Raw genomic sequence first — 21,169 nt, 5'->3', positions numbered from 1 at the left:
CATTATTTTTTATTGAATTGTTTTCAAAAAAGTCTATTTTTGGGCAACTAAAACACAAAATTTTATTTTATGTCTATTTGGAAAAGAAAACCGCTATCGCAATTATTAAACGAAGCAACAGAGTCTGATAAAGGACTTAAAAAAACATTAACAGCACCCGGATTAGTAGCCCTTGGAATAGGCGCGATTATTGGTGCAGGATTATTCTCAATAACAGGTCTGGCAGCATCAGTGAATGCTGGTCCAGCAATCACAATTTCATTTCTTGTAGCTGCTTTTGGCTGTATTTTTGCAGGTTTGTGTTATGCTGAATTTTCTTCAATGATTCCAGTTGCAGGAAGTGCTTATACTTATTCTTTCGCAACTATGGGAGAATTTGTTGCCTGGATTATTGGCTGGGATTTGGTTTTGGAATATGCCGTAGGAGCAGCAACAGTTTCTATTAGTTGGTCCAGATATTTAGGAAAATTTTTAGGAGGTTATGGAATTCATATCGATGATTCTTACATGCTTTCGCCGTTTGAAGGTGGAATTATAAATGCTCCAGCAGTTTTTATAGTTATGATAATGTCATTAATCTTAATTCGTGGAACTAGAGAATCAGCATTTATTAATGGAATCATAGTTTTATTGAAAGTTACTGTTGTATTGGTATTTATCGCAGTGGGATGGCAGTATATCAGACCAGAAAATTACACACCATATATTCCAGAAAACACTGGTAAATTTGGTGAATTTGGATTTTCAGGAATTATTAGAGCGGCAGCAATTGTCTTTTTTGCATACATTGGTTTTGATGCTGTTTCAACAGCAGCACAAGAGGCTAAAAATCCAAAAAGAGATATGCCAATTGGTATATTATTATCATTAGGAATTTGTACAATTCTTTATATACTTTTTGCTCATGTTATGACAGGAGTAGTTAATTACCAAGCATTCGCAGGAAAAGATGGAATTGCACCAGTTGCTATTGCAGTTGAAGCGATGGGTCCTATGGGAGCAGGCGGAATGATTACTCCAGCTTATCCTTGGTTAAACAATGCGATTTTATTAGCGATTTTAGGAGGATACGCTTCCGTTATTTTAGTAATGCTTATGGGACAAAGTAGAGTGTTTTTCTCTATGAGTAAAGATGGTTTGATGCCAAAAGTATTTTCAGAAGTACATTCAAAATTTAGAACCCCAGCAAAAAACAACTTATTATTCATGGTTATTGTCAGTCTTTTTGCTGCATTTGTTCCAGCGAGAGTTGTAGGTGAAATGACAAGCATAGGTACTTTATTTGCTTTTATTTTAGTTTGTATAGGTGTTTTGATTATGCGTAATAAAATGCCAGATGCGCCAAGAGCTTTTAGAACACCATTAGTTCCTTTTGTGCCAATTGCAGGTGTATTAGTATGTTTATTTATGATGGTGTTTTTACCATTAGACACTTGGATTCGTCTTATTGTTTGGATGATGATAGGCTTCGATTTATATATTTTCTACGGAATGAAAAATAGTGTTTTAAACAGTGAAGGCTTCGATAAGAGCAGTTATAAAACAGTTGCTTTATCAGGCTTAGGAATGGTTGTAGCTTTAGTTGTTATTGCATTTGTTCACCATGCAGATCCAGAACTCGACGATTCATTCTTATTTTATTTCTCTTTAGCATTTGCGGCAATTCATGCTTTGATTTATGCTTATAGTTTTAAAAAATCTAGATAGTTAACTTATTTATTTTTATAAAAAAGGCATTAAAAAATTGATTCGTCATTTTTTAATGCCTTTTCTCTTTTGTAAATATTTCAAAATAAAGAACTCACAAAAAAATATTTTTCCGATATTTGTAATATGAAATCTACATGGTCAGGTTTATTAGGTTTTCTGAAATTTCTTATTAAAAGAAATCCAGAGTGAGCAATTAAATTGATAATTAACTCAATTAGGAAAGTCCGTCAATAAAATTGACAAAACAATCATTTTCTAATTGCTACATTTTCTAATTTTCTAATTAAAAAAACATGCCAATATATCATAAACTAGGTGATTTTCCACAAAAACGCCACACACAATTCGAAAAACCAAACGGCGGATTGTATTACGAACAACTTTTTGGCACCGAAGGTTTTCACGGACATTCTTCGTTGCTGTACCATGTTCATCGTCCAACACAAGTCAAAGAAATAATAAAATCATATTCGGTCGAGCCAAAAATCGCCATTGGTAAAAACATAAAATCACTATTACTAAAAGGTTTCGAACTAAAACCCGAAGATGATTTCCTAGACAGCCGAAAAGATATGTTAGTCAACAAAGACTGCATTATAGGACTCGCTGCACCTAGAAAATCACTTACCGAATATTTTTATAAAAATGCCGATGCCGATGAAATGATTTTCATTCACAAAGGAAAAGGAAAACTTCGTACTATGTTAGGTAATATCCCTTTCGAATACGGAGATTATCTTATCATCCCTCGTGGCATGATTTATCAAATAGAATTTGAGACATCAGAAAACAGATTGTTCTACGTAGAATCTTACGCTCCTTTTTATACACCAAAACGTTACAAAAACGAATCGGGTCAGCATTTAGAACATTCTCCATTTTGCGAACGAGATTTCAAATTGCCTTCAGAATTAGAAACGCATGACGAAAAAGGAGATTTTCTTATTAAAACAAAAAAGGAAGGCATGATGCACGAAATTGTATACGCCACTCACCCATTTGACGTTGTAGGTTGGGATGGTTACAATTTCCCGTACGCATTTAGCATACATGATTTCGAACCTATTACTGGACGTGTACATTTACCACCGCCAATTCATCAAACTTTCGAAACAGCCACTTTCGTCGTTTGCTCGTTCGTTCCGAGATTGTATGACTATCACCCAAAATCGATTCCTGCACCATACAATCACAGCAACATAGACAGCGATGAAGTATTGTATTACGTAGATGGCGATTTCATGAGCCGAAACAATATCGAACAAGGACATATTACATTACACCCAAAAGGAATTCCTCACGGCCCAGCACCAGGTGCTATGGAACGTAGTATTGGTCACACCGAAACTCAGGAACTAGCCGTAATGGTCGATACATTCCGCCCACTTATGGTAACCGAAGCTGCTATGGGATTAGATGATGGAAAATACTATAAATCTTGGGTGGATTAATTAAATAACGATAACAACCCTATCAGGGTTTAAAACCCTGATAGGGTTAAAAAATAAAAAATAAAATGAGTAAAGAAGTAAAATCAGTCGAATACGGCTTAGAAAAAATATTTGAAGGAGCACAAGATTTCCTTCCACTTTTAGGAACCGATTATGTCGAATTCTATGTAGGAAACGCAAAACAAGCAGCGCATTTTTACAAAACAGCATTCGGTTTTCAATCATACGCCTATTGCGGATTAGAAACAGGATCACGAGATAAAGTTTCGTATGTTTTAAAACAAGATAAAATCCGTTTAGTACTTACAACAGCCCTAAATAGTGAATCTCCAATTGGAGAACACGTAAAAAAACACGGAGATGGTGTAAAAATCATTGCCCTTTGGGTAGAAGATGCCAGAAAATCATTCGAAGAAACAACTTCTCGTGGCGCAAAAGTATATATGGAACCAACTGTCGAAACCGACGAATTCGGAGAAGTAGTTCGTGCCGGAATATACACTTACGGAGAAACTGTACATATGTTTGTAGAAAGAAAAAACTACAAAGGAGCATTTTTACCAGGATTTGTCGAGCACAAATCAGATTATAACCCAACACCAGTAGGTTTAAAATATATCGACCATATGGTGGGTAACGTAGGTTGGAACCAAATGAATACTTGGGTAAAATTCTATGAAGATGTTATGGGATTTGTAAATTTCCTTTCTTTTGATGACAAACAAATTCACACCGAATATTCAGCTTTGATGTCTAAAGTAATGAGTAACGGAAATGGAAGAATCAAATTTCCTATAAACGAACCAGCAAAAGGAAACAAACGCTCACAAATAGAAGAATATTTAGATTTTTATGAAGGCTCTGGGGTACAGCATGTTGCCATTGCAACAGATGACATTATTGAAACCGTAACCCAACTAAAAGCACGTGGAGTCGAATTCTTATCGGCACCACCACACGAATATTACAAAGCCATTCCAGAAAGATTGGGTGTTCATATGGACATGATGAAAGAAGATCTAACCAAAATCGAAAATCTTGCCATTATGGTCGATGCAGATGAAGATGGTTACTTACTTCAAATATTTACAAAACCAGTAGAAGACAGACCAACTTTATTTTTTGAAATCATTCAAAGAATGGGAGCCAAAGGTTTTGGTGCTGGAAACTTCAAAGCCTTATTCGAATCGATAGAAAGAGAACAAGCCAAAAGAGGAACTTTATAATAAAATTGAATTTTTATTGCATAATTGTTAGTGAATTACATTATACCGTTATTGATTTTGACAAATAAATGTTAAAGTTAATTTTTAACTAAATATAATGAATTTATATACTACTTTTGCACTCGCAATACGAAAGGGGTGGTTCCCTTTTTATTGATAAATTTTCATAATTTATAGTTTTTTGGTTGGTTAAAGCATAAAAACTCAGTCATTTATTTGACTGGGTTTTTTGTTTTTTAGTACATTTGGAATGACTTTTGTATTCACAACTAAAACGAATATAAATCGACTTAGAAATGAAAAAGAAATTACTACTATTATCGCTAATTATTTCATTAAATACTTTTGCACAAAACCAAAGCGCATTCGATGTTGGCGAATGGTTTAAGTTCCGAATTCACTACGGAATGATAACCGCTGGCTATGCAACTCTTGAAGTAAAAGAAGCTGTCATAAATAACAAAAAAGTTTTTTACACCGTTGGTCATGGTTACACTGCGGGAATGGCGAAAACATTTTTTAAAGTGGAAGACCATTACCAAAGTTTTATAGATAAAACAACGAGTAAACCCTATCAGTTTCTTCGAAAAATAGACGAAGGTGGTTATACAAAAAATCAAGAAGGTTTTTTCAATCAAGATAAAAACACTGTTTTGATTAAGGACTATAAGAACAATACCGAAAAAACATTTAACGTAAGTGAAAACGTACAAGACATTGTTTCTGCATTTTATTACTTAAGAAATCACCCAAACATAGACAAACTCAATGTTGGAGAATCTATCATGATTGATATGTTTTTTGATGATGAAATCACTAAATTTAAATTAAAATTTGTGGGACGAGAAACAATAAGAACAAACTTTGGCAAAGTAAAAACAATGGTTTTCAGGCCGCTTGTACAGTCTGGACGTGTTTTTAAAGAAGAAGAAAGTGTAACTGTTTGGATCTCGGATGACGAAAATAAGATACCTTTACGAATTAAAGCTAGCCTAGCAGTAGGCTCCCTAAAAGCCGATTTAGAAACTTTTAAAGGACTAAAAAATCCATTTATGGTAATTAACTAAACAATATGACAAACAAATTCGAAAATATAGTTCAAGAAATTGACGAAAAATACAAAGCAATAAATCAAAAAACCGAAGCGCATCTAGAAGGATTACTTTGGTCGAAACCAATTACATACTGGGATTATATACAAACAGATGCGTTGTTAAACCTTCAAGTACAAAGAACAACTTTGCCTGATGAAAACGTATTTATTATGTATCATCAAGTAAATGAATTATTGTTTAAAATGATTTTGTGGGAAATAAATCAGTTGTCACATACTACAAAACCATCAACGGCTTTTTTTACCGAAAGATTAATGAGAATAAGTCGTTATTTTGATATGCTAACCACTTCTTTCGATATTATGGGCGACGGAATGGAAGTTGAGCAATACATGAAATTTCGCCACACACTAACACCTGCAAGTGGTTTTCAGAGTGCACAATATCGCATGATTGAGTTTTGTTCGACCGATCTGATAAACCTAATCGACCACCGTTTTAGAGCAACTATAGATAGAAACACCCCTTTCGAACATGCTTTCGAACATTTGTATTGGCAAGCTGCAGGAAAAGATTATACCACGGGCCAAAAATCATATTTCTTGAAGGAATTTGAAAAAAAATACAAAAAGGAATTCTTGGATTGTATGGAAGAATACAACACCATCAATCTTTGGCAAAAATTTAAAGAAATTCCTGAAACTGACCAGAAAAATCCCGAACTAATCGCTGCTATGCGTCATTACGACTATACCGTAAATATTACTTGGGTTATGGGACACCTGAACGCTGCCAGAAAATATATAGACAACGGAAAAGGTGACGGAGAAGCCACTGGCGGAAGCGATTGGAAAAAATATATGCATCCAAAATACCAAAGAAGAATATTTTTTCCCGAACTTTGGTCAGTCGAAGAATTAAAAACTTGGGGAGAAAACCTTTAAAAAACCATTCCATTTGAAAAAAATTATAACGCTATTAGTCATTGCGCTACTAATTATTTCATGTAAAAAAGACAGTGAAAACATAGTTTTGCCAACAAAAAAGGCAGAACCAATTCGCTATGATTTTGGGTTTCGCCTCAACGATTTTTTAGTTATAAATGACACCATAAAATCTGGAGATACTTTTGGAAGTATTATCGAAAAGCAGAACCTAAATGGCAAACAAGTATATGATATTGTCGCTAAAGTTAAAGATACTTTTGATGTAAGAATAGTAAGAATTGGGAAACCTTACACCATGCTTCTTTCCAAAGATAAAACTAAAAAATTAGAATATTTTATTTACCAGCCAGACCAGTTAAACTACTATGTTGTCAATTTTAGAGATTCGATTGTATTGGCAAGCAAAAAAACAAAACCAGTCACTCTCAAAAGAAGGACCATTGCAGGAGAACTAAACGGTTCTTTGTCCGAAACATTGCACAATGAAGGAGCATCAGCAGCACTATCAAGCGAATTAATTGGTATTTACAAATGGTCTATCGATTTTTTTAAATCTAAAAAAGGTGACAAATTTGCTGTAACATTTACCGAAAGATTTATAAATGACTCTATTTATGACGGAATCGATTCTTTAGAATGTGCTTTTTTTGAATACAAAGGCAAGAATATATACGCATTCCCTTTCAAACAGAATGCATCAGACAAAAAAACAGATTATTATGATGATGAAGGAAAAGCATTGAAGAATTTCTTTTTGAAAGCACCATTAAAATCGATAAATATTACTTCAAAATTTTCTAAAAGCAGGTTTCATCCAGTTCAAATGCGATTCAAAGCACACAACGGAACCGATTATGCTGCACCGTCAGGCACACCAATTATGACAACTGCAAGTGGTGTGGTCGAAAAAGCCGGATATTCTATAGGAAACGGAAATTATGTAAAGGTAAAACACGACAAAACCTATGCTACACAATATTTGCACATGTCTAGGATTTTAGTTCGTCGTGGGCAACATGTAACACAAGGTCAGACTATTGGAAAAGTAGGAAGCACGGGACTAGCAACTGGACCACATGTTTGCTATCGTTTCTGGAAAAATGGCAAACAAGTAGATGCGCTAAAACTTAAGTTACCCAATTCAACCCCAATGGATAGTAAGAATAAACCAAGATTTATTGAATTTATGACACCGCTGAAGAGAGAATTAGATAGTGTTGCGTTGTTAAATAATAAAAATTAAAATCCTTTTTTGTAATGATACGATGGATTTCAAACCTTTTTTCGACAACCAAAAACGAAGAAAGCAATAATGATAATATGAAGAAATTTTTGATAGTTGGCCTAGGCAACATTGGTGCAGAATACGTAAACACACGTCACAATATAGGTTTTAAAGTAGTAGATTTTTTGGCTCGACAAGAATCTTTAGATTTTCAAACGGTAAAACTTGGCTCACTTGCCGAATACAAAATTAAAGGAAGAACACTTTTATTATTAAAACCAAATACATATATGAATTTGAGCGGAAAAGCAGTTCAATATTGGATGGAAAAAGAAAAAATAGAAAAAGACAATGTTCTTATAATTACAGATGATTTGAATTTATCATTCGGAACTATTCGTATAAAACCAAAAGGAAGCGACGGTGGTCACAACGGGTTAAAAAGCGTTCAACAAACATTAAATACTTCGGAATATCCTAGATTCCGATTTGGCATTAGTGATGAATTTAAGAAAGGCAAACAAGTAGATTATGTACTTGGCGAATGGGACGAAAGTGAAAAAACAAAACTCCCAGAACGATTAGAAATAGCTACAGAAGCGGTTAAAGCTTTTGCACTAGCTGGCTTAGAAAACACTATGACTACTTATAACGGGAAATAAAAAAAGGGAAGCCAATTGGCTTCCCTTTTTTTATTATATAAATTTATATTATTCTACAATAATACGTTTTACAGTTTTCTTAGCACCATCTGCGATAGTAACTAAATAAATTCCTGCTTCTACTTTATTTAAATTAATGTTTTGATTGAAAGCTCCTGTATTAGAAAATGATTTTTCATATACTTGACGACCTCTCGTATCATGTACATTTACTTTAATATCATTTGTAGATACTGAAGTAAATCTTACATTAAAGTTTCCTTTATTTGGATTTGGGAATAATCCGAAATCTTGAAATTCAAAACTATCAGTTCCTAAAAAGTTTGTAATAGTAAATGCCGTATTATTTACATCAAAAAAGTATGATTTTTGAGTTGCTGTAACAGCCGATCTTACCATAACTCTACAATTTGTTTGAGTCGTAGCTGGGTTAGGCAACGTTACAGACTGAGTACCGTCATTTGCTGTACTGGCAAGTACTATTGTCCAAGTTACGCCACTATTGTAAGAAATTAAAATATCTACATTTGTAGCATTAAAAGGAGCAAGATCAGTAGAACCTTTAACCCAAGTAATAGTTTGAGACGACCCTCCTTGATAACTAATACCAGCTGCAGCTTGAGAAGAAACGCTAAATGCACCTCCTGTAGTATTAGTAACTACACTCATATTAACAAAATTTGTTTGACCCACTTTTATAGAACCAGATGAAACATAAGGAGCATTATCTCTAACCGTGACTCTGAAAGTCATAGTTTTTGCTACAGAAGGAATAGCTTCAGATTGCATCCCTGCATCACCACCTACTTGTGCAGTAATTAATGAGTTTGCCATCACAGAAGTCATTTTAGGAAAGTATCGTGTAGTTAAAGCAGTTGGTGCCCATGAAAGAAAGTTAGGACCACTTGTTTTTGTTACTGTAGCATTACTAAAAGCATTATTGTATGTAGTTGGCTTGTTAAATTGTTCCCAACTGTAAGTAAGAGCATCACCTGCATTAGCATCAGCACCTGTGCAATCAAGAGCAAATGGAGTGCTTATAGGAATTGTAATTGTTGTACCAGTAAGTGTTACTGTTGGTGTTGCATTATTTGCTGTTATATTTGTAACTACTGGACAAGCAGCGGCAGCTAGAACCGCCTGAATATCTACTATTGATCCAGCATGATATGCATCAATAGAATGAGGAATAACGTCAACACTAGTTATACCAGCATACCCCATAATAGTTATTCCTGAACCTACTTCATAACCTGTTCCATGATTTGCAAATGTGAAAGTATGATTTGCTCCTAATTGGTGACCTATTTCGTGCACTACATAATCTATATCGAAATTATCTCCTTGAGGAATACCATCGCCTGGAGAAGTTATCCCTCTTCCTTTAGTGCTACCACCACCACCTGCAACACCATCCACACACGGACAACCAATACAACCTGCGTTTCCACCACCACCAGAAGCTCCAAACATATGCCCGATATCATAAGCTGCATTATTAGTCGCTAATGGAGTACCAACACCAGTTAAAGTAGTGTTTAATGCCACTTGCAATTCCGTATTCCAATTCCCTAATGTCGAATATGGATCAGAATTTGCTGGTAAATAATAAATAACATTAGTTGAACTTGCAACTAAATTAAGATGCAGTGCTAAATCTTTTTCGTAAACACCATTACAACGAGTTAACGTAGCATTGAAAGCAGCTAATACTAATCCTACTTGAGCTGGACTTGTTGCCCCAAAATAATTAGAGTATTCAGCATTACAAGATTGTGCTAAACGCATTACTCTTAATTTACCATCATTTACTTTTTGAATATTTTCAACAGCTTTATTTAACCCTTTAACAATAGGCTCATCAATTGTACCACAAGTCCAATTTAATTTACTCTTGTCTCTTTGCGATTTATAAACAGAATAAACAGTATGGTCTTGAGAGTATGGCTCGATAAATTCGTTTTCCTTATCTGTTCTAAAAACCATTGTCTGAATTCCTTGTGGAGAAATACTTAACTTTAATGTCGCGTATTTATCTGTAATTCCTTTTCCAGAATACGCTCTAATTTCTGGAAATCTTGCTTGCAATTCATCATCAAAATTAGAAGCTTCGTACATTTCGAAATCTTCTATTTGACCATCAGCATTTGGCAAAGAAATGATAGTTTTTCCTTTTGAAGCATTGTTTCTTGTTGAGAATAAAGTTTCTCTCATTGATTCAGTATTCAAATCATATAGTTTGAATACTTTTGGAAAAGACTGTCTAGCGACTGCTTTGTCTGTAACGATTTTATTATTTGCACCTTCATGTTCAGACCAAACATTTGTCGTCTGAGCCTGCGCTTGAGTAAGCATAAATAAAGATGTAAAAACCAATAGTAATTGTTTTTTCATTTTAAATAGATTTTAGGTTAATGTTATTTGGGGCTAAATTATACAAATAATTTAAAAATACAACCTATTTAATTAAAAAACGCAAGCCAGTAGGTTGTTTTTTTTAATAAATTCATAAAAATTTAGCTTAATCTACAACAAATACGTTTTACGTTTTTTTAGTTTCATCAAAAATAAGTCCTAAATAAACACCTAACAGTTATATGAATTTGAACAGAAAAATAGTTCAGTATTTGATAAATAAGGGAAAAGGCAATGTCCTTAACGAATTGGATAAAACTGAAAAAACAAAACTATCAGAACGATTAAGTGTGTCTTAAAAAATAATAAAATCGTTTACTTTAGCAGGATTAGAAAAATACTATAAATTTGTTTAACAGGAAGTGATTTATTAATTTTTTAAAAAAATTGTTAATGTTTTTGCAGCGTTATGAAATTATTGTTTTTTTATTATATTTGTTGTTAATTAACCAATTTTTACAAAAAAATGAAAAAAATTACTTTAATCATGTCATTATTCTTTTGTTTTGGTAGCGTAGTTTTCGCACAAAATAAATCTAGTGACAGAACGGTTTTCGGAAAAATAGTAAATCCAGAAAACATTACTCCTTCAGGGTATATTAGATGTGCTTCTACAGAATACGAGGATTTTTTAAGAGCCAAAAATCCGAAAATGGAATCTAAAGAACGTTTTGAAAACTGGATGGCTCAAAAAATTCAACAACAACAAACGATGTCTCAATCAGGAGGGATTATCTATATTCCTGTAGTTGTTCACGTTATTCATAATGGTGATGCGTACGGAACAAATGAAAATATTTCAGATGAGCAAGTACAATCGCAAATTACGGTTATGAATCAAGATTTCAGAAGAATGGCTGGTACTCCTGGTTTTAATTCTAACCCAGTTGGTGCAGATATTCAAGTTGAATTTGTTTTAGCTAAAGCTGATCCAAACGGAAACCCAACAAATGGTATAAATAGAGTTAATTTATGTCAAGCTACTTGGTCAACAGGTGAAATAGATTCTTCTGTAAAGCCGAAAACAATATGGGATCCTACATTGTACATGAACATGTGGTCTGTTAATTTTACCGACACCCAATTACTTGGTTATGCTCAATTTCCAGAAACAAGTTTAGCAGGCATGAGTCCAGCTCCTCAAAACGCAAATTCTGATGGAGTAGTTGCAAATTATGCTACTTTTGGTAGTTCTGCATTGGCATCTGGAAGTTTTTCTCCACCTTTCGATAGAGGTAGAACAATGACTCACGAAGTTGGTCACTTTCTAGGGTTAAGACATATTTGGGGTGATGACGCTTGTCCAACACCAGCTACAAATGTTGCAACTAATGAAGATTTTTGCGCAGACACTCCTGCTGCTGCTGCTGCAAATGGTGGATGCCCTGCAGGCACAAATTCTTGCGCAGCACCAGGTAATGACATGATTGAGAACTACATGGATTATACAGACGATACATGTATGAATATATTTACAGCAGACCAAAAAACAAGAATTACAACGGTTTTAAATAACTCCCCAAGAAGAGCTTATGGAGCGTCTAATAAAGATGCTGCAATAGCTTTATTCGCAAATGATGCCCAAGTAATAATTGAAAATGGTTGCCAAGCTGAGCCTAATTGCACTACGCCAAATCCAGCTTCTCCTGCAAAAATAATATTACTATACAACAGAGGAACTGCTACTATGACTTCTGCTGCTATAAGTTATAATATAAATGGAGGAACAAACTATGTTAATAACTGGTCCGGTTCTCTTGCTCCAAATAAATATGCAACAATTACGTTAGCTAACACAGCTGTAAACGGAACACTTAACACTTCTATTACAGCAGTTAATGGCGGTGCTGATGCTAGAGCAACGAATAATACTGCTTCTAAAACTTTTGGCTCTAATTTAGCGTATGCAAACGCAACTACATTTACATTTAATCTTGTTGGTGATACTTACGGTAGCGAAATTTCTTGGTTTTTAAAAAGAAGTGGCGGTGGTCCTAATATATATGCTGGTGGTCCATATACGGATGTAGCAGGACCTCAAACATTAGTAAATAATCAAACTTGGAATTTAAATCCAAATCTTTGTTTTTATCTAACTATGAATGATTCATTTGGAGATGGATTAAATGATGGCGGAACACAAGGTTACTATACTGTAACTGCTGGAGCTACAACAGTAGTAAATGTTACTGATTTTACTTCCGCTCAGAAAATAAGCTACTTTACGAACAATGCTGTATTAAGTACTGATGCTTTTACTTTATTAGAAGATACTGTTTTGTATCCAAACCCATCTAAAGATTTCTTTACAATTGATGTTTCTCAAGGTATTGTAAGAAATGGTAAAATAGAAATATACAATAACTTAGGACAAAGAGTTGTAACTAAAGTCGTTTCATCTGATGCCGATTTAACTGTTAATGTTTCAAGTCTTACTAGTGGCGTTTATTTCTTAAATTTAAATTTAGGTGGCGCTACAAAGACATTACATTTCATAAAAGAATAATTTTTTTAAATATTTTCTTAAAAAAGGATTGGTTTACGCCAATCCTTTTTATTTTTGTACAAATATTAATTCCCTTTGAAAGTATTTCATTCTATTTCAGATTTTAAATGTGAGAAAAGAACCATTGTAACTCTTGGTACTTTCGATGGTGTTCACTTGGGGCATCAGAGAATCATAAATAGGTTATTAAACAGTACTCAAAATAATGATTTAGAAAGTGTTGTACTCACTTTTTCGCAACATCCTCGTAGTGTTTTGCAAGCAGAAAGCAATATCAAATTATTGAATACCAACGAAGAAAAAATCATTCTCTTAGAAAAAAAAGGAATCAATAACTTAATCATACACCCTTTCGACACCCTTTTTTCGGAATTAACAGGAGAAGAATTTGTAAAAAACGTATTGGTTGATAAATTAAATATTCAAAAAATAATCATTGGTTACGACCATCGTTTCGGAAAAAACAGAGCGTCAGACATACATGATTTAATTTATTTTGGGAAAAAATATCATTTTGATGTCGAGCAAATTTCTGCCAAAGAGATAGACGAAATCTCAATAAGTTCGACTAAAACCAGAAAAGCAATTCAGGATGGGAATATAAAATTAGCGAATCAATATTTAGGATACCATTACACTTTTACAGGAAAAGTCGAAAAAGGCAAACAATTAGGAAGAACAATTGGTTTTCCTACAGCCAATATTAGTATCGAAAATACTCAAAAAATTATTCCTAAAAATGGCGTTTATATCGTTGAAGGTTCTTGGCAAGGAAAAACCCACCAAGGCATGATGAATATTGGTACAAAACCTACCGTTGATGGAAAAAATACAACTATTGAAATTCATTTTTTTGATGTAAATGAAGATTTGTACAATTTAAATCTTACAATTTCTGTTCATGAATTCATTAGAGAAGAGGTGAAATTTAATTCAATTGATGAATTAAAAAGCCAACTTCAGCAAGACAAAACCACTTCCTTAGATTATTTTTAAAACAATAGAAAATTGTTAAATATTTGTAAGTATAATAATAATTAATTATATTTGATGTAATATTTATATTTTTTTAACCAATTGTTTAATTAAATCTTATTACTTATGAGTATCCCGAAAGAACTTAATAATGGTATTTTAATTTTTATAGGAATTGGTCTCTATTTCCTTACTATGGAATTATTGGGATTATCAGACGTTTTTTTACTTAGAATATTAAATATTTTTATAGTCATCTATTTCTTAAACAAGACCATAAAATCTAATTACAACGAAGGCAAAACAGAATATTTAGAAAATCTAATCTCAGGAACATTAACCGCATTAATCGGTGTTGCTTTAAGTGTTGCTGGTTTGTTAACTTATATTTCTATGAAAGGTGGCGATGCTTATTTAGCAAAACTGTCTCAGAATTTTTTATTTGGAGGAGGAACACCATCAGTGAATGAATACTGTATAGGTTTATTTTTCGAAGGAATTGCATCATCAATAATTATCACATTTACATTGATGCAATACTGGAAAGACCGCCCTGTAAAGCATTTTTAGAGTTAGTTTATTACGTTTTTTAACAAAAATGTTTTTAGGAAACCCATTTCCTAAAAACATTTTTTAGTTTAAATGAATAGGAACGTAAAACTTTAAATCGAAATCCTTATTTTTGACACCTATTTATAAGATACTATTATGAGTGTAATGAGAAATAATTGGACAAAAGAAGAAATAATTGCCATATACAACAAACCCCTGATGGATTTGCTTTACGAAGCAGCCTCAATTCACAGAGAACATCATGACCCAAATGTGGTTCAGGTTTCAACTTTACTTTCTATAAAAACAGGTGGTTGCCCAGAAGATTGTGGTTATTGCCCGCAAGCCGCAAGATATCATACAGATATTGAAGGAAACGACTTAATGAGTGTGCAACAAGTAAAAGCACAAGCATTACGAGCAAAATCATCAGGTTCTTCTAGAGTTTGTATGGGAGCCGCTTGGAGAAACGTAAAAGACGGACCAGAGTTTGATCAAGTTTTAGAAATGGTAAGAACCATCAATAAACTAGACATGGAAGTTTGTTGCACATTAGGTATGATTACCGAAAACCAAGCACACCGATTAGCAGAAGCAGGATTGTATGCTTACAACCACAACTTAGATACTTCCGAAGAATACTATAAAGAAGTAATTTCTACAAGAGGTTTTGAAGACAGAATTCAAACTATCGAAAATGTTAGAAAAACAAACGTTACTGTTTGCAGTGGCGGAATTATTGGAATGGGAGAAAGTGTAGAAGACAGAGCCGGAATGCTAGTAGCACTATCGACTTTGAGCCCTCAACCAGAATCGGTACCAATAAACGCATTAGTTGCCGTAGAAGGAACTCCGATGGAAGAAGAAAAGCCGGTAGAAATATGGGAAATGATTCGTATGGTTGCCACAACTCGTATTATTATGCCAGAAACACAAGTAAGACTTTCGGCAGGAAGAATGAATATGACTAGAGAAGGTCAGGCGATGTGCTTTTTTGCTGGAGCAAATTCGATTTTTGCTGGAGATAAATTACTTACAACACCAAACCCAGATGTAAATGAAGACATGAAAATGTTTGAGATGTTGGGACTAAATCCTCAAAAACCATTTACTAAAGTATCACAACCAACAACGGTTGAAGCGAAAGATTCTCAATATGAATCATTAGGAGAAAAACCAAAATGGTCAAGACCAGGCCACACGATAGAGAAAAACCTTGAATTGTCTGGAAAAGGGAAAAACTAACAAAGAATTATACATAACAAAAAAGGTACGCAAATTGCGTACCTTTTTTTATTTAGATTGTAATTTAAATTTTCTGAGTGTATAAAAACCATATACCATTGCTACAGCTACAAGCAAGAAAACACTACCATCAATAGGTAATCCTGGTGGCGGTGGCGGTGTAGGTGGTGGTGGTCCACCTCCTGGAGGAGCAGCGTATGTAAAAAAAGTTGTTAGAACAGCTAACAAACTTAGAATTAGGTTTTTCGGAGCAATATTCATAGTTGTAAAAATATAAAAAAAAACTTTTTAACAAAACATTTTAGAGTTTATTTTAAATAAATAAATTTTTAATCTAAAATTATTTTCAGCACAATAATAGGGCAAATATTTGATTCAACCAATTAATTTACAATAAAATATCAAAAAATAAAAAAAACCTTCCAATTTCTTGAAAGGCTTTGCAAAACTAAAGTGGTCCCACTTGGAATCGAACCAAGCACCTACTGATTATGAGTCAGTTGCTCTAACCGAATGAGCTATAGGACCTGTTTTGAGAGTGCAATATTACTACATTTTTTGGGATTCCCAAAATTAATCTTTAATTTCTTGACACAATTCTATTAAAACTCCGTTTGTAGATTTTGGGTGTAAGAAGGCAACCAGCTTATTATCGGCTCCTTTTTTGGGGATTTCGTTTAGGACAACAAAGCCTTCTGACTGTAAACGAGCAATTTCCGAAACAATATCTTCAACATCGAAAGCGATGTGGTGTATTCCTTCTCCTTTTTTTTCTAGGAATTTTGCAATGGGACTTTCTGGATTTGTGGCTTCTAATAATTCGATTTTATTTGGTCCATTCATAAAAAATGAGGTTTTTACACCTTCGCTCGCGACTTCTTCTTGCTTATATGATGGAGCGCCAAATAATTTTTCGAAAATTAGGTTGGAAACTTCTAAATTTTTTACCGCAATTCCTATGTGTTCTATTTTTCTCATTGTTGTTTTGTTTGTTGCAAAGTTCGCAAAAATACAATTCATTTCCTAAAATAGCCCTGATAGCAGTGGAAATCCTTTTTTCTATACCTGACAGGTTTTTAAAACCTGTCAGGTATAGAAAAAAGATTGTAACGAATAGCAGGAACGCAATTTCCTGAAAATGCCCGAGCAATTCGCTCCTAATTTTAAGAATGTATTTAACTAAAATATCGTATTTTTGCAGTATGGAAACAAATAGACAAAAAAAAATAGGTGGCGTTATTCAGAAAGATTTAGTAGATATTTTGCAGGGTGAGATTCGCAAGAATGGGATTTCGAACCTTGTTATTTCGGTTTCTAAAGTGACTGTAACTACAGACTTAGGTGTGGCGAGAGTGTATTTGAGTGTTTTTCCGCAAGAAAAAGCGCCTGAAATTTTGGAATCTATAAAATCTAACATGTACTTGATTAAGCACGATTTGTCGCAACGTGTTCGTTTGCAGTTGCGTAAGGTTCCTAATTTGGCTTTTTATATTGATGATAGTTTAGATTATATCGAAAAAATAGACAATGCTCTTACCGGAAAAGAAAATCCTATCGAGAACCGTGATTTGTTAGAAAAAAGAAAGAAAATATAATTTGAATTTTCCTTTTTACATAGCCAAACGTTACGTTTTTAGCCGAAGTAGTAATAATGCGATTAATATTATTTCTAAAATTGCCTTGGGTGGAATTGTAATTGGGGCTATGGTACTTTTCGTTTTTATGTCCATCTTTAGTGGACTGAAAGAATTTAGTTTGTCGTTTAGCAATGATTTTGATCCAGATTTAAAAGTTATTCCAAAATACGGTAAATCATTTCTTATTTCGGAAGACCAGAAACGAAAAATTAAAGCCAATAAAGACATTGCTTTTTACAGTAAAACTATCGAAGAAAAAGTTCTTTTTTTGTACAAAAACAAAGAACAAGTTGCTTACATAAAAGGTGTCGATGGTCAGTACAACCTCGTAAACAACGTAACTAAAGCAATGTACCAAGGCCAATGGCTCGCACCAAAAACGCCTCAAGTCGTTATAGGGAATATGATTGCTCAGAAATTATCTTTGGGGTTGTTTGATTTAGATAATGCTTTCGAGATTTTTGTGCCAAAACCTGGAAAAGGCGCTATTTCTAGTCCCGAAAATGCTTTCAATAAATCGAACTTAGTTCCTATTGGGATTTATGCTATAAATGACGAACTGGATTCTAAATACGTTTTTGCCGATTTAGAACTTACCCAAGAACTCCTAGAATTTAAACCCAATCAGATTTCTGGAATCGAGATAAAATTAGCTCCAAATGCAAACAGCGAAAATGTTGTTGCCGATTTGAATACTATTTTTGGCAATAAGGTGATTATAAAAAATAGAGCGCAACAAAACGATAGTTTGTATAAGATGCTAAATACCGAAAACACTATCCTTTACCTCATTTGCACCTTAGTCATTATCCTTATTTTATTTACGCTGGCAGGCGCCATTATTATGATGATTCTTGACAAAAAAGACAACCTGAAAACCTTATATAACGTAGGAACACCCATTCTTGATTTGCGAAAAATATTTTTACTGCAAGGCACTTTGCTAACGGTTTTTGGTGGATTTTTAGGCTTATTTTTAGGAATAATAATCGTGCTAATTCAGCAATATTTTAAGGTGGTTATGATTACCGAATCCTTAGCGTATCCCGTAATTTTCAATTTGCAAAACGTAGCCATTGTTATGGCAACGATTACAATATTAGGTGTTATGGCTTCCTTTATTGCCGGAAGTCGTGTGAGCAAAAAATTGTTGGAATAAGAGTTGGGGGTTACCTAATCCTTTTCATTGCAAACTACTCTCCAATTTAATTTTACTAAATCTTCATAAGTCAAATCATAACGATTCAAGAAAATTTGTTGTTTTAAGATTTTACATGTTCCATATTTCATTAAAGAATCTTCATCTATTATATATATTCTTAATAATTCATTTGGATGATTTTTAAAATAAACATCCCATTTATTATGAAAGCGAATAATTTTTTTATCATTAGAATTAATATAATTCAATTCATCAATCTCACAATTTATCGAATTAGGGATAAAATCTTTTTTATTTTTTAATTGTTCAATATATCTGATTTTGTGATTTGTTTTATTCATTAAAACAAGCCTAACGTCCCAATCAGAAAGGAAACAAGAAGACATAGACATCGTAATTATTAAAAGTGAAATTAAACGCCTCATTTTTTGGATATTAATATAATGGATATTGTTGTGAATATGACACCCGCTGTTTCGGATACATCACTCCGCTAACGCAAGCTGTACAATACAAAAATCACAGTTAATTTATTAGCACAAAAACTCCTCTTAAAATTAAAAATACTGAACCAATCTTAATGAAGGTATTATATTTTTTATAAAAATGCTCATAGCTTTTTGCTTTCTCTTCCGTTTTGTGTTTGGGTTTATACCATCCAAATACAGTAACAAGCAAGTAAACTCCTGATACTAAATAGGAAATACCATATATACAATAAAACCAATTAGTCATTTTTTACAAATATTTTATTAATTAACAATATTACTCCAATCGCTACAACTGCAGTTAATGCAACTACTATCATTTCGGACACTCCAAATTTACCAGAGGCGCTATATAGTTGATAACCTGTTAATAATAAACCACCTATCGCATATGGTATTAATTTTTTCAATCCTGGATTCATCTTCATAAAATTTTATGTGTTATAAAAAATATATTATTCTTTTAATTTACTAATTTCTTTAATTAAATCTCTTAACTCATCAAGACTAAAACCAGATCCAGATATAAAAAATTTAGTCAATTTTTCATCGTTAACCTTGATTTCAAATACGAATTTTAAACCTCCTCTTCCTCCTGGTTCTTTGGTGATTAAACAATCAACATCATCAATCAGAAATTCAGAAATTTCTTTTTCACGTCCAAATCTTGAAGTATATACGATAAATATTTTCTCTTTTTCCGTATCCAACATAATCATCGAAAGCTCTTTTTCAAAATACAATGAAAAAATACCTATAAGCGAAAATACCCAACCAATAAAAACATACCCGGTATATTTAAAGTTATATTTAAAAAAAAATATTAAGTATAATGAGAAAATAACAAAAAAAATAAACCTGCGATAACTGATACTATTGTATATTTTCATATTTTATCAAGACTAGTAAACATAAAACTACACAAACTGATAACCCGCATAAACTTCTTCAACTTCTCTAAGGACTTTAAATAATTCCTCAGGATCATCGAGTGTAACTAATCTTTGTTTGTATTCCTTAAACGAATGAATTCCTTTAAAATAATTGGTGTAATGACGACGCATCTCGACAATTCCTACACGTTCGCCTTTCCAATCCATAGACCAAGTAAGGTGATTTCTGGCTGCTTCTACTCTATCGATAACTGTTGGTGCTGGCAAATGTTCTCCTGTGGCAAAATAATGTTTTATTTCGTTAAAAATCCAAGGATAACCTATCGCAGCACGACCTATCATCATACCATCGAGACCAAATTTGTTTTTGTATTCTAATGCTTTTTCGGGAGAATCGATATCGCCATTCCCAAAAATAGGCATCGTAATTCTTGGATTATTCTTTACTCTTTCTATATGTGTCCAGTCCGAATGACCTTTATACATTTGCGCTCTTGTTCGGGCGTGAACAGTTAGTGCTTGAACACCAATGTCTTGCAAACGCTCGGCAACTTCATCAATATTAATAGAGTTATCGTCCCAACCCAAACGAGTTTTTACAGTAACTGGCAAATTGGTACTTCTAATAACGGCTTTGGTTAACCGAACCATCAAATCTACATCTTTTAGAACGCCTGCTCCTGCTCCTTTGCAAACTACTTTTTTTACAGGACAACCATAATTTATATCTACCAAATCTGGATGAACGGCATCGACAATTTTTGCAGACATGGCCATAGCTTCTTCATCACCACCAAAAATTTGAATTCCAACTGGTCGTTCGTAATCGAAAATATCTAATTTTTGTCGACTTTTTATGGCATCACGAATTAATCCTTCGGAAGAAATAAATTCCGAATACATTAAATCAGCACCATGCAATTTGCACAATCTACGAAACGGCGGATCGCTCACGTCTTCCATAGGCGCGAGAAGTAATGGGAAATCTGGCAATATGATGTTACCTATTTTAGGCATTGT

General features: G+C 33.4%; 21 protein-coding genes and 1 tRNA gene. 13 read left to right on the top strand and 9 right to left on the bottom strand.

The features are described from left to right. The first annotated feature begins 69 nt into the window (after positions 1-69). The 7 genes from BM053_RS06495 (at position 70) to pth (ending at position 8,276) form a co-directional block, all read left to right on the top strand. Positions 70-1,707: an amino acid permease gene (locus tag BM053_RS06495; RefSeq protein ID WP_091475336.1), complete on the top strand. Its 1,638-nt coding sequence runs from the start codon at positions 70-72 to the stop codon at positions 1,705-1,707. Positions 1,708-2,003: 296 nt separating this feature from the next. Next, positions 2,004-3,161, top strand: a complete 1,158-nt coding sequence (locus BM053_RS06490) for a homogentisate 1,2-dioxygenase (protein ID WP_091475334.1) — start codon at positions 2,004-2,006, stop codon at positions 3,159-3,161. 65 nt (positions 3,162-3,226) lie between these two features. Further along, on the top strand, positions 3,227-4,387 hold the full coding sequence (gene hppD / locus BM053_RS06485; protein WP_091475332.1) for a 4-hydroxyphenylpyruvate dioxygenase: 1,161 nt from the start codon (positions 3,227-3,229) through the stop codon (positions 4,385-4,387). 296 nt (positions 4,388-4,683) lie between these two features. Next, positions 4,684-5,454 (top strand): DUF3108 domain-containing protein, encoded by a 771-nt coding sequence (locus BM053_RS06480; RefSeq protein WP_091475329.1) that lies wholly within the window; start codon positions 4,684-4,686, stop codon positions 5,452-5,454. 5 nt (positions 5,455-5,459) lie between these two features. After that, positions 5,460-6,386, top strand: coding sequence for a tryptophan 2,3-dioxygenase family protein (locus BM053_RS06475; RefSeq protein WP_091475326.1), 927 nt, complete (start codon positions 5,460-5,462; stop codon positions 6,384-6,386). Between the two features lie 13 nt (positions 6,387-6,399). Then, positions 6,400-7,632 carry a M23 family metallopeptidase gene (locus tag BM053_RS06470; RefSeq protein ID WP_091475325.1) on the top strand — a complete coding sequence of 411 codons (1,233 nt, stop codon included), beginning with the start codon at positions 6,400-6,402 and terminating at the stop codon, positions 7,630-7,632. A gap of 77 nt (positions 7,633-7,709) precedes the next feature. Next, on the top strand, positions 7,710-8,276 hold the full coding sequence (gene pth, locus BM053_RS06465) for an aminoacyl-tRNA hydrolase (protein WP_167357320.1): 567 nt from the start codon (positions 7,710-7,712) through the stop codon (positions 8,274-8,276). A 48-nt stretch (positions 8,277-8,324) separates the two neighbouring features. Here pth and BM053_RS12210 read toward each other — a convergent pair whose 3' ends face one another. Further along, complete coding sequence (locus BM053_RS12210; protein ID WP_091475321.1) at positions 8,325-10,670, bottom strand: zinc-dependent metalloprotease; 2,346 nt, start codon at positions 10,668-10,670, stop codon at positions 8,325-8,327. A gap of 487 nt (positions 10,671-11,157) precedes the next feature. On the opposite strand from BM053_RS12210, the gene BM053_RS06455 reads away from it, so the two are divergent. From BM053_RS06455 to bioB, 4 genes are all read left to right on the top strand, one after another. Next, positions 11,158-13,197 (top strand): T9SS type A sorting domain-containing protein, encoded by a 2,040-nt coding sequence (locus BM053_RS06455; RefSeq protein ID WP_091475319.1) that lies wholly within the window; start codon positions 11,158-11,160, stop codon positions 13,195-13,197. Positions 13,198-13,272: 75 nt separating this feature from the next. Further along, positions 13,273-14,193 carry a bifunctional riboflavin kinase/FAD synthetase gene (locus BM053_RS06450; RefSeq protein WP_091475317.1) on the top strand — a complete coding sequence of 307 codons (921 nt, stop codon included), beginning with the start codon at positions 13,273-13,275 and terminating at the stop codon, positions 14,191-14,193. 105 nt (positions 14,194-14,298) lie between these two features. Further along, the gene (locus BM053_RS06445; RefSeq protein WP_091475315.1) at positions 14,299-14,742 is read left to right on the top strand and encodes a hypothetical protein; all 444 of its coding nucleotides are present in this window, start codon (positions 14,299-14,301) and stop codon (positions 14,740-14,742) included. 138 nt (positions 14,743-14,880) lie between these two features. Continuing rightward, on the top strand, positions 14,881-15,969 hold the full coding sequence (gene bioB, locus BM053_RS06440) for a biotin synthase BioB (protein WP_091475313.1): 1,089 nt from the start codon (positions 14,881-14,883) through the stop codon (positions 15,967-15,969). A gap of 48 nt (positions 15,970-16,017) precedes the next feature. On the opposite strand, the gene BM053_RS06435 is transcribed toward bioB, so the two are convergent. From BM053_RS06435 to mce, 3 genes are all read right to left on the bottom strand, one after another. Further along, a complete protein-coding gene (locus BM053_RS06435; RefSeq protein ID WP_091475311.1) occupies positions 16,018-16,230 on the bottom strand; it encodes a PID-CTERM protein-sorting domain-containing protein in 213 nt (70 codons plus the stop codon). A 193-nt stretch (positions 16,231-16,423) separates the two neighbouring features. Next, positions 16,424-16,497: transfer RNA gene (locus BM053_RS06430), tRNA-Ile, on the bottom strand. 45 nt (positions 16,498-16,542) lie between these two features. Further along, the gene (gene mce, locus BM053_RS06425) at positions 16,543-16,947 is read right to left on the bottom strand and encodes a methylmalonyl-CoA epimerase (RefSeq protein WP_091475309.1); all 405 of its coding nucleotides are present in this window, start codon (positions 16,945-16,947) and stop codon (positions 16,543-16,545) included. A gap of 224 nt (positions 16,948-17,171) precedes the next feature. On the opposite strand from mce, the gene rbfA reads away from it, so the two are divergent. Together rbfA and BM053_RS06415 are read left to right on the top strand one after the other, a co-directional pair. Then, positions 17,172-17,564 (top strand): 30S ribosome-binding factor RbfA, encoded by a 393-nt coding sequence (gene rbfA / locus BM053_RS06420; RefSeq protein WP_091475307.1) that lies wholly within the window; start codon positions 17,172-17,174, stop codon positions 17,562-17,564. Between the two features lies 1 nt (position 17,565). After that, entirely contained in the window at positions 17,566-18,765 is a 1,200-nt protein-coding gene (locus tag BM053_RS06415) for an ABC transporter permease (RefSeq protein WP_091475305.1), read from the top strand. Positions 18,766-18,779: 14 nt separating this feature from the next. On the opposite strand, the gene BM053_RS06410 is transcribed toward BM053_RS06415, so the two are convergent. From BM053_RS06410 to dusB, 5 genes are all read right to left on the bottom strand, one after another. After that, entirely contained in the window at positions 18,780-19,193 is a 414-nt protein-coding gene (locus BM053_RS06410) for a hypothetical protein (protein ID WP_143076468.1), read from the bottom strand. Between the two features lie 100 nt (positions 19,194-19,293). Next, positions 19,294-19,503, bottom strand: coding sequence for a hypothetical protein (locus BM053_RS12155; RefSeq protein WP_091475301.1), 210 nt, complete (start codon positions 19,501-19,503; stop codon positions 19,294-19,296). Then, positions 19,496-19,678 (bottom strand): hypothetical protein, encoded by a 183-nt coding sequence (locus BM053_RS06400; protein ID WP_091475298.1) that lies wholly within the window; start codon positions 19,676-19,678, stop codon positions 19,496-19,498. The genes BM053_RS12155 and BM053_RS06400 overlap by 8 nt, the downstream gene beginning before the upstream one ends. Before the next feature lie 33 nt (positions 19,679-19,711). Then, positions 19,712-20,146, bottom strand: a complete 435-nt coding sequence (locus BM053_RS06395; RefSeq protein ID WP_091475296.1) for a hypothetical protein — start codon at positions 20,144-20,146, stop codon at positions 19,712-19,714. 27 nt (positions 20,147-20,173) lie between these two features. After that, on the bottom strand, positions 20,174-21,166 hold the full coding sequence (gene dusB / locus BM053_RS06390; protein WP_091475294.1) for a tRNA dihydrouridine synthase DusB: 993 nt from the start codon (positions 21,164-21,166) through the stop codon (positions 20,174-20,176). Positions 21,167-21,169 lie beyond the last annotated feature (3 nt).

It is taken from the genome of Flavobacterium swingsii (genome assembly GCF_900111965.1).
GTDB lineage: Bacteria > Bacteroidota > Bacteroidia > Flavobacteriales > Flavobacteriaceae > Flavobacterium > Flavobacterium swingsii.
Note: the sequence above shows the minus strand (reverse complement) of the source record. Positions and strands in the feature narration are given on the sequence as shown.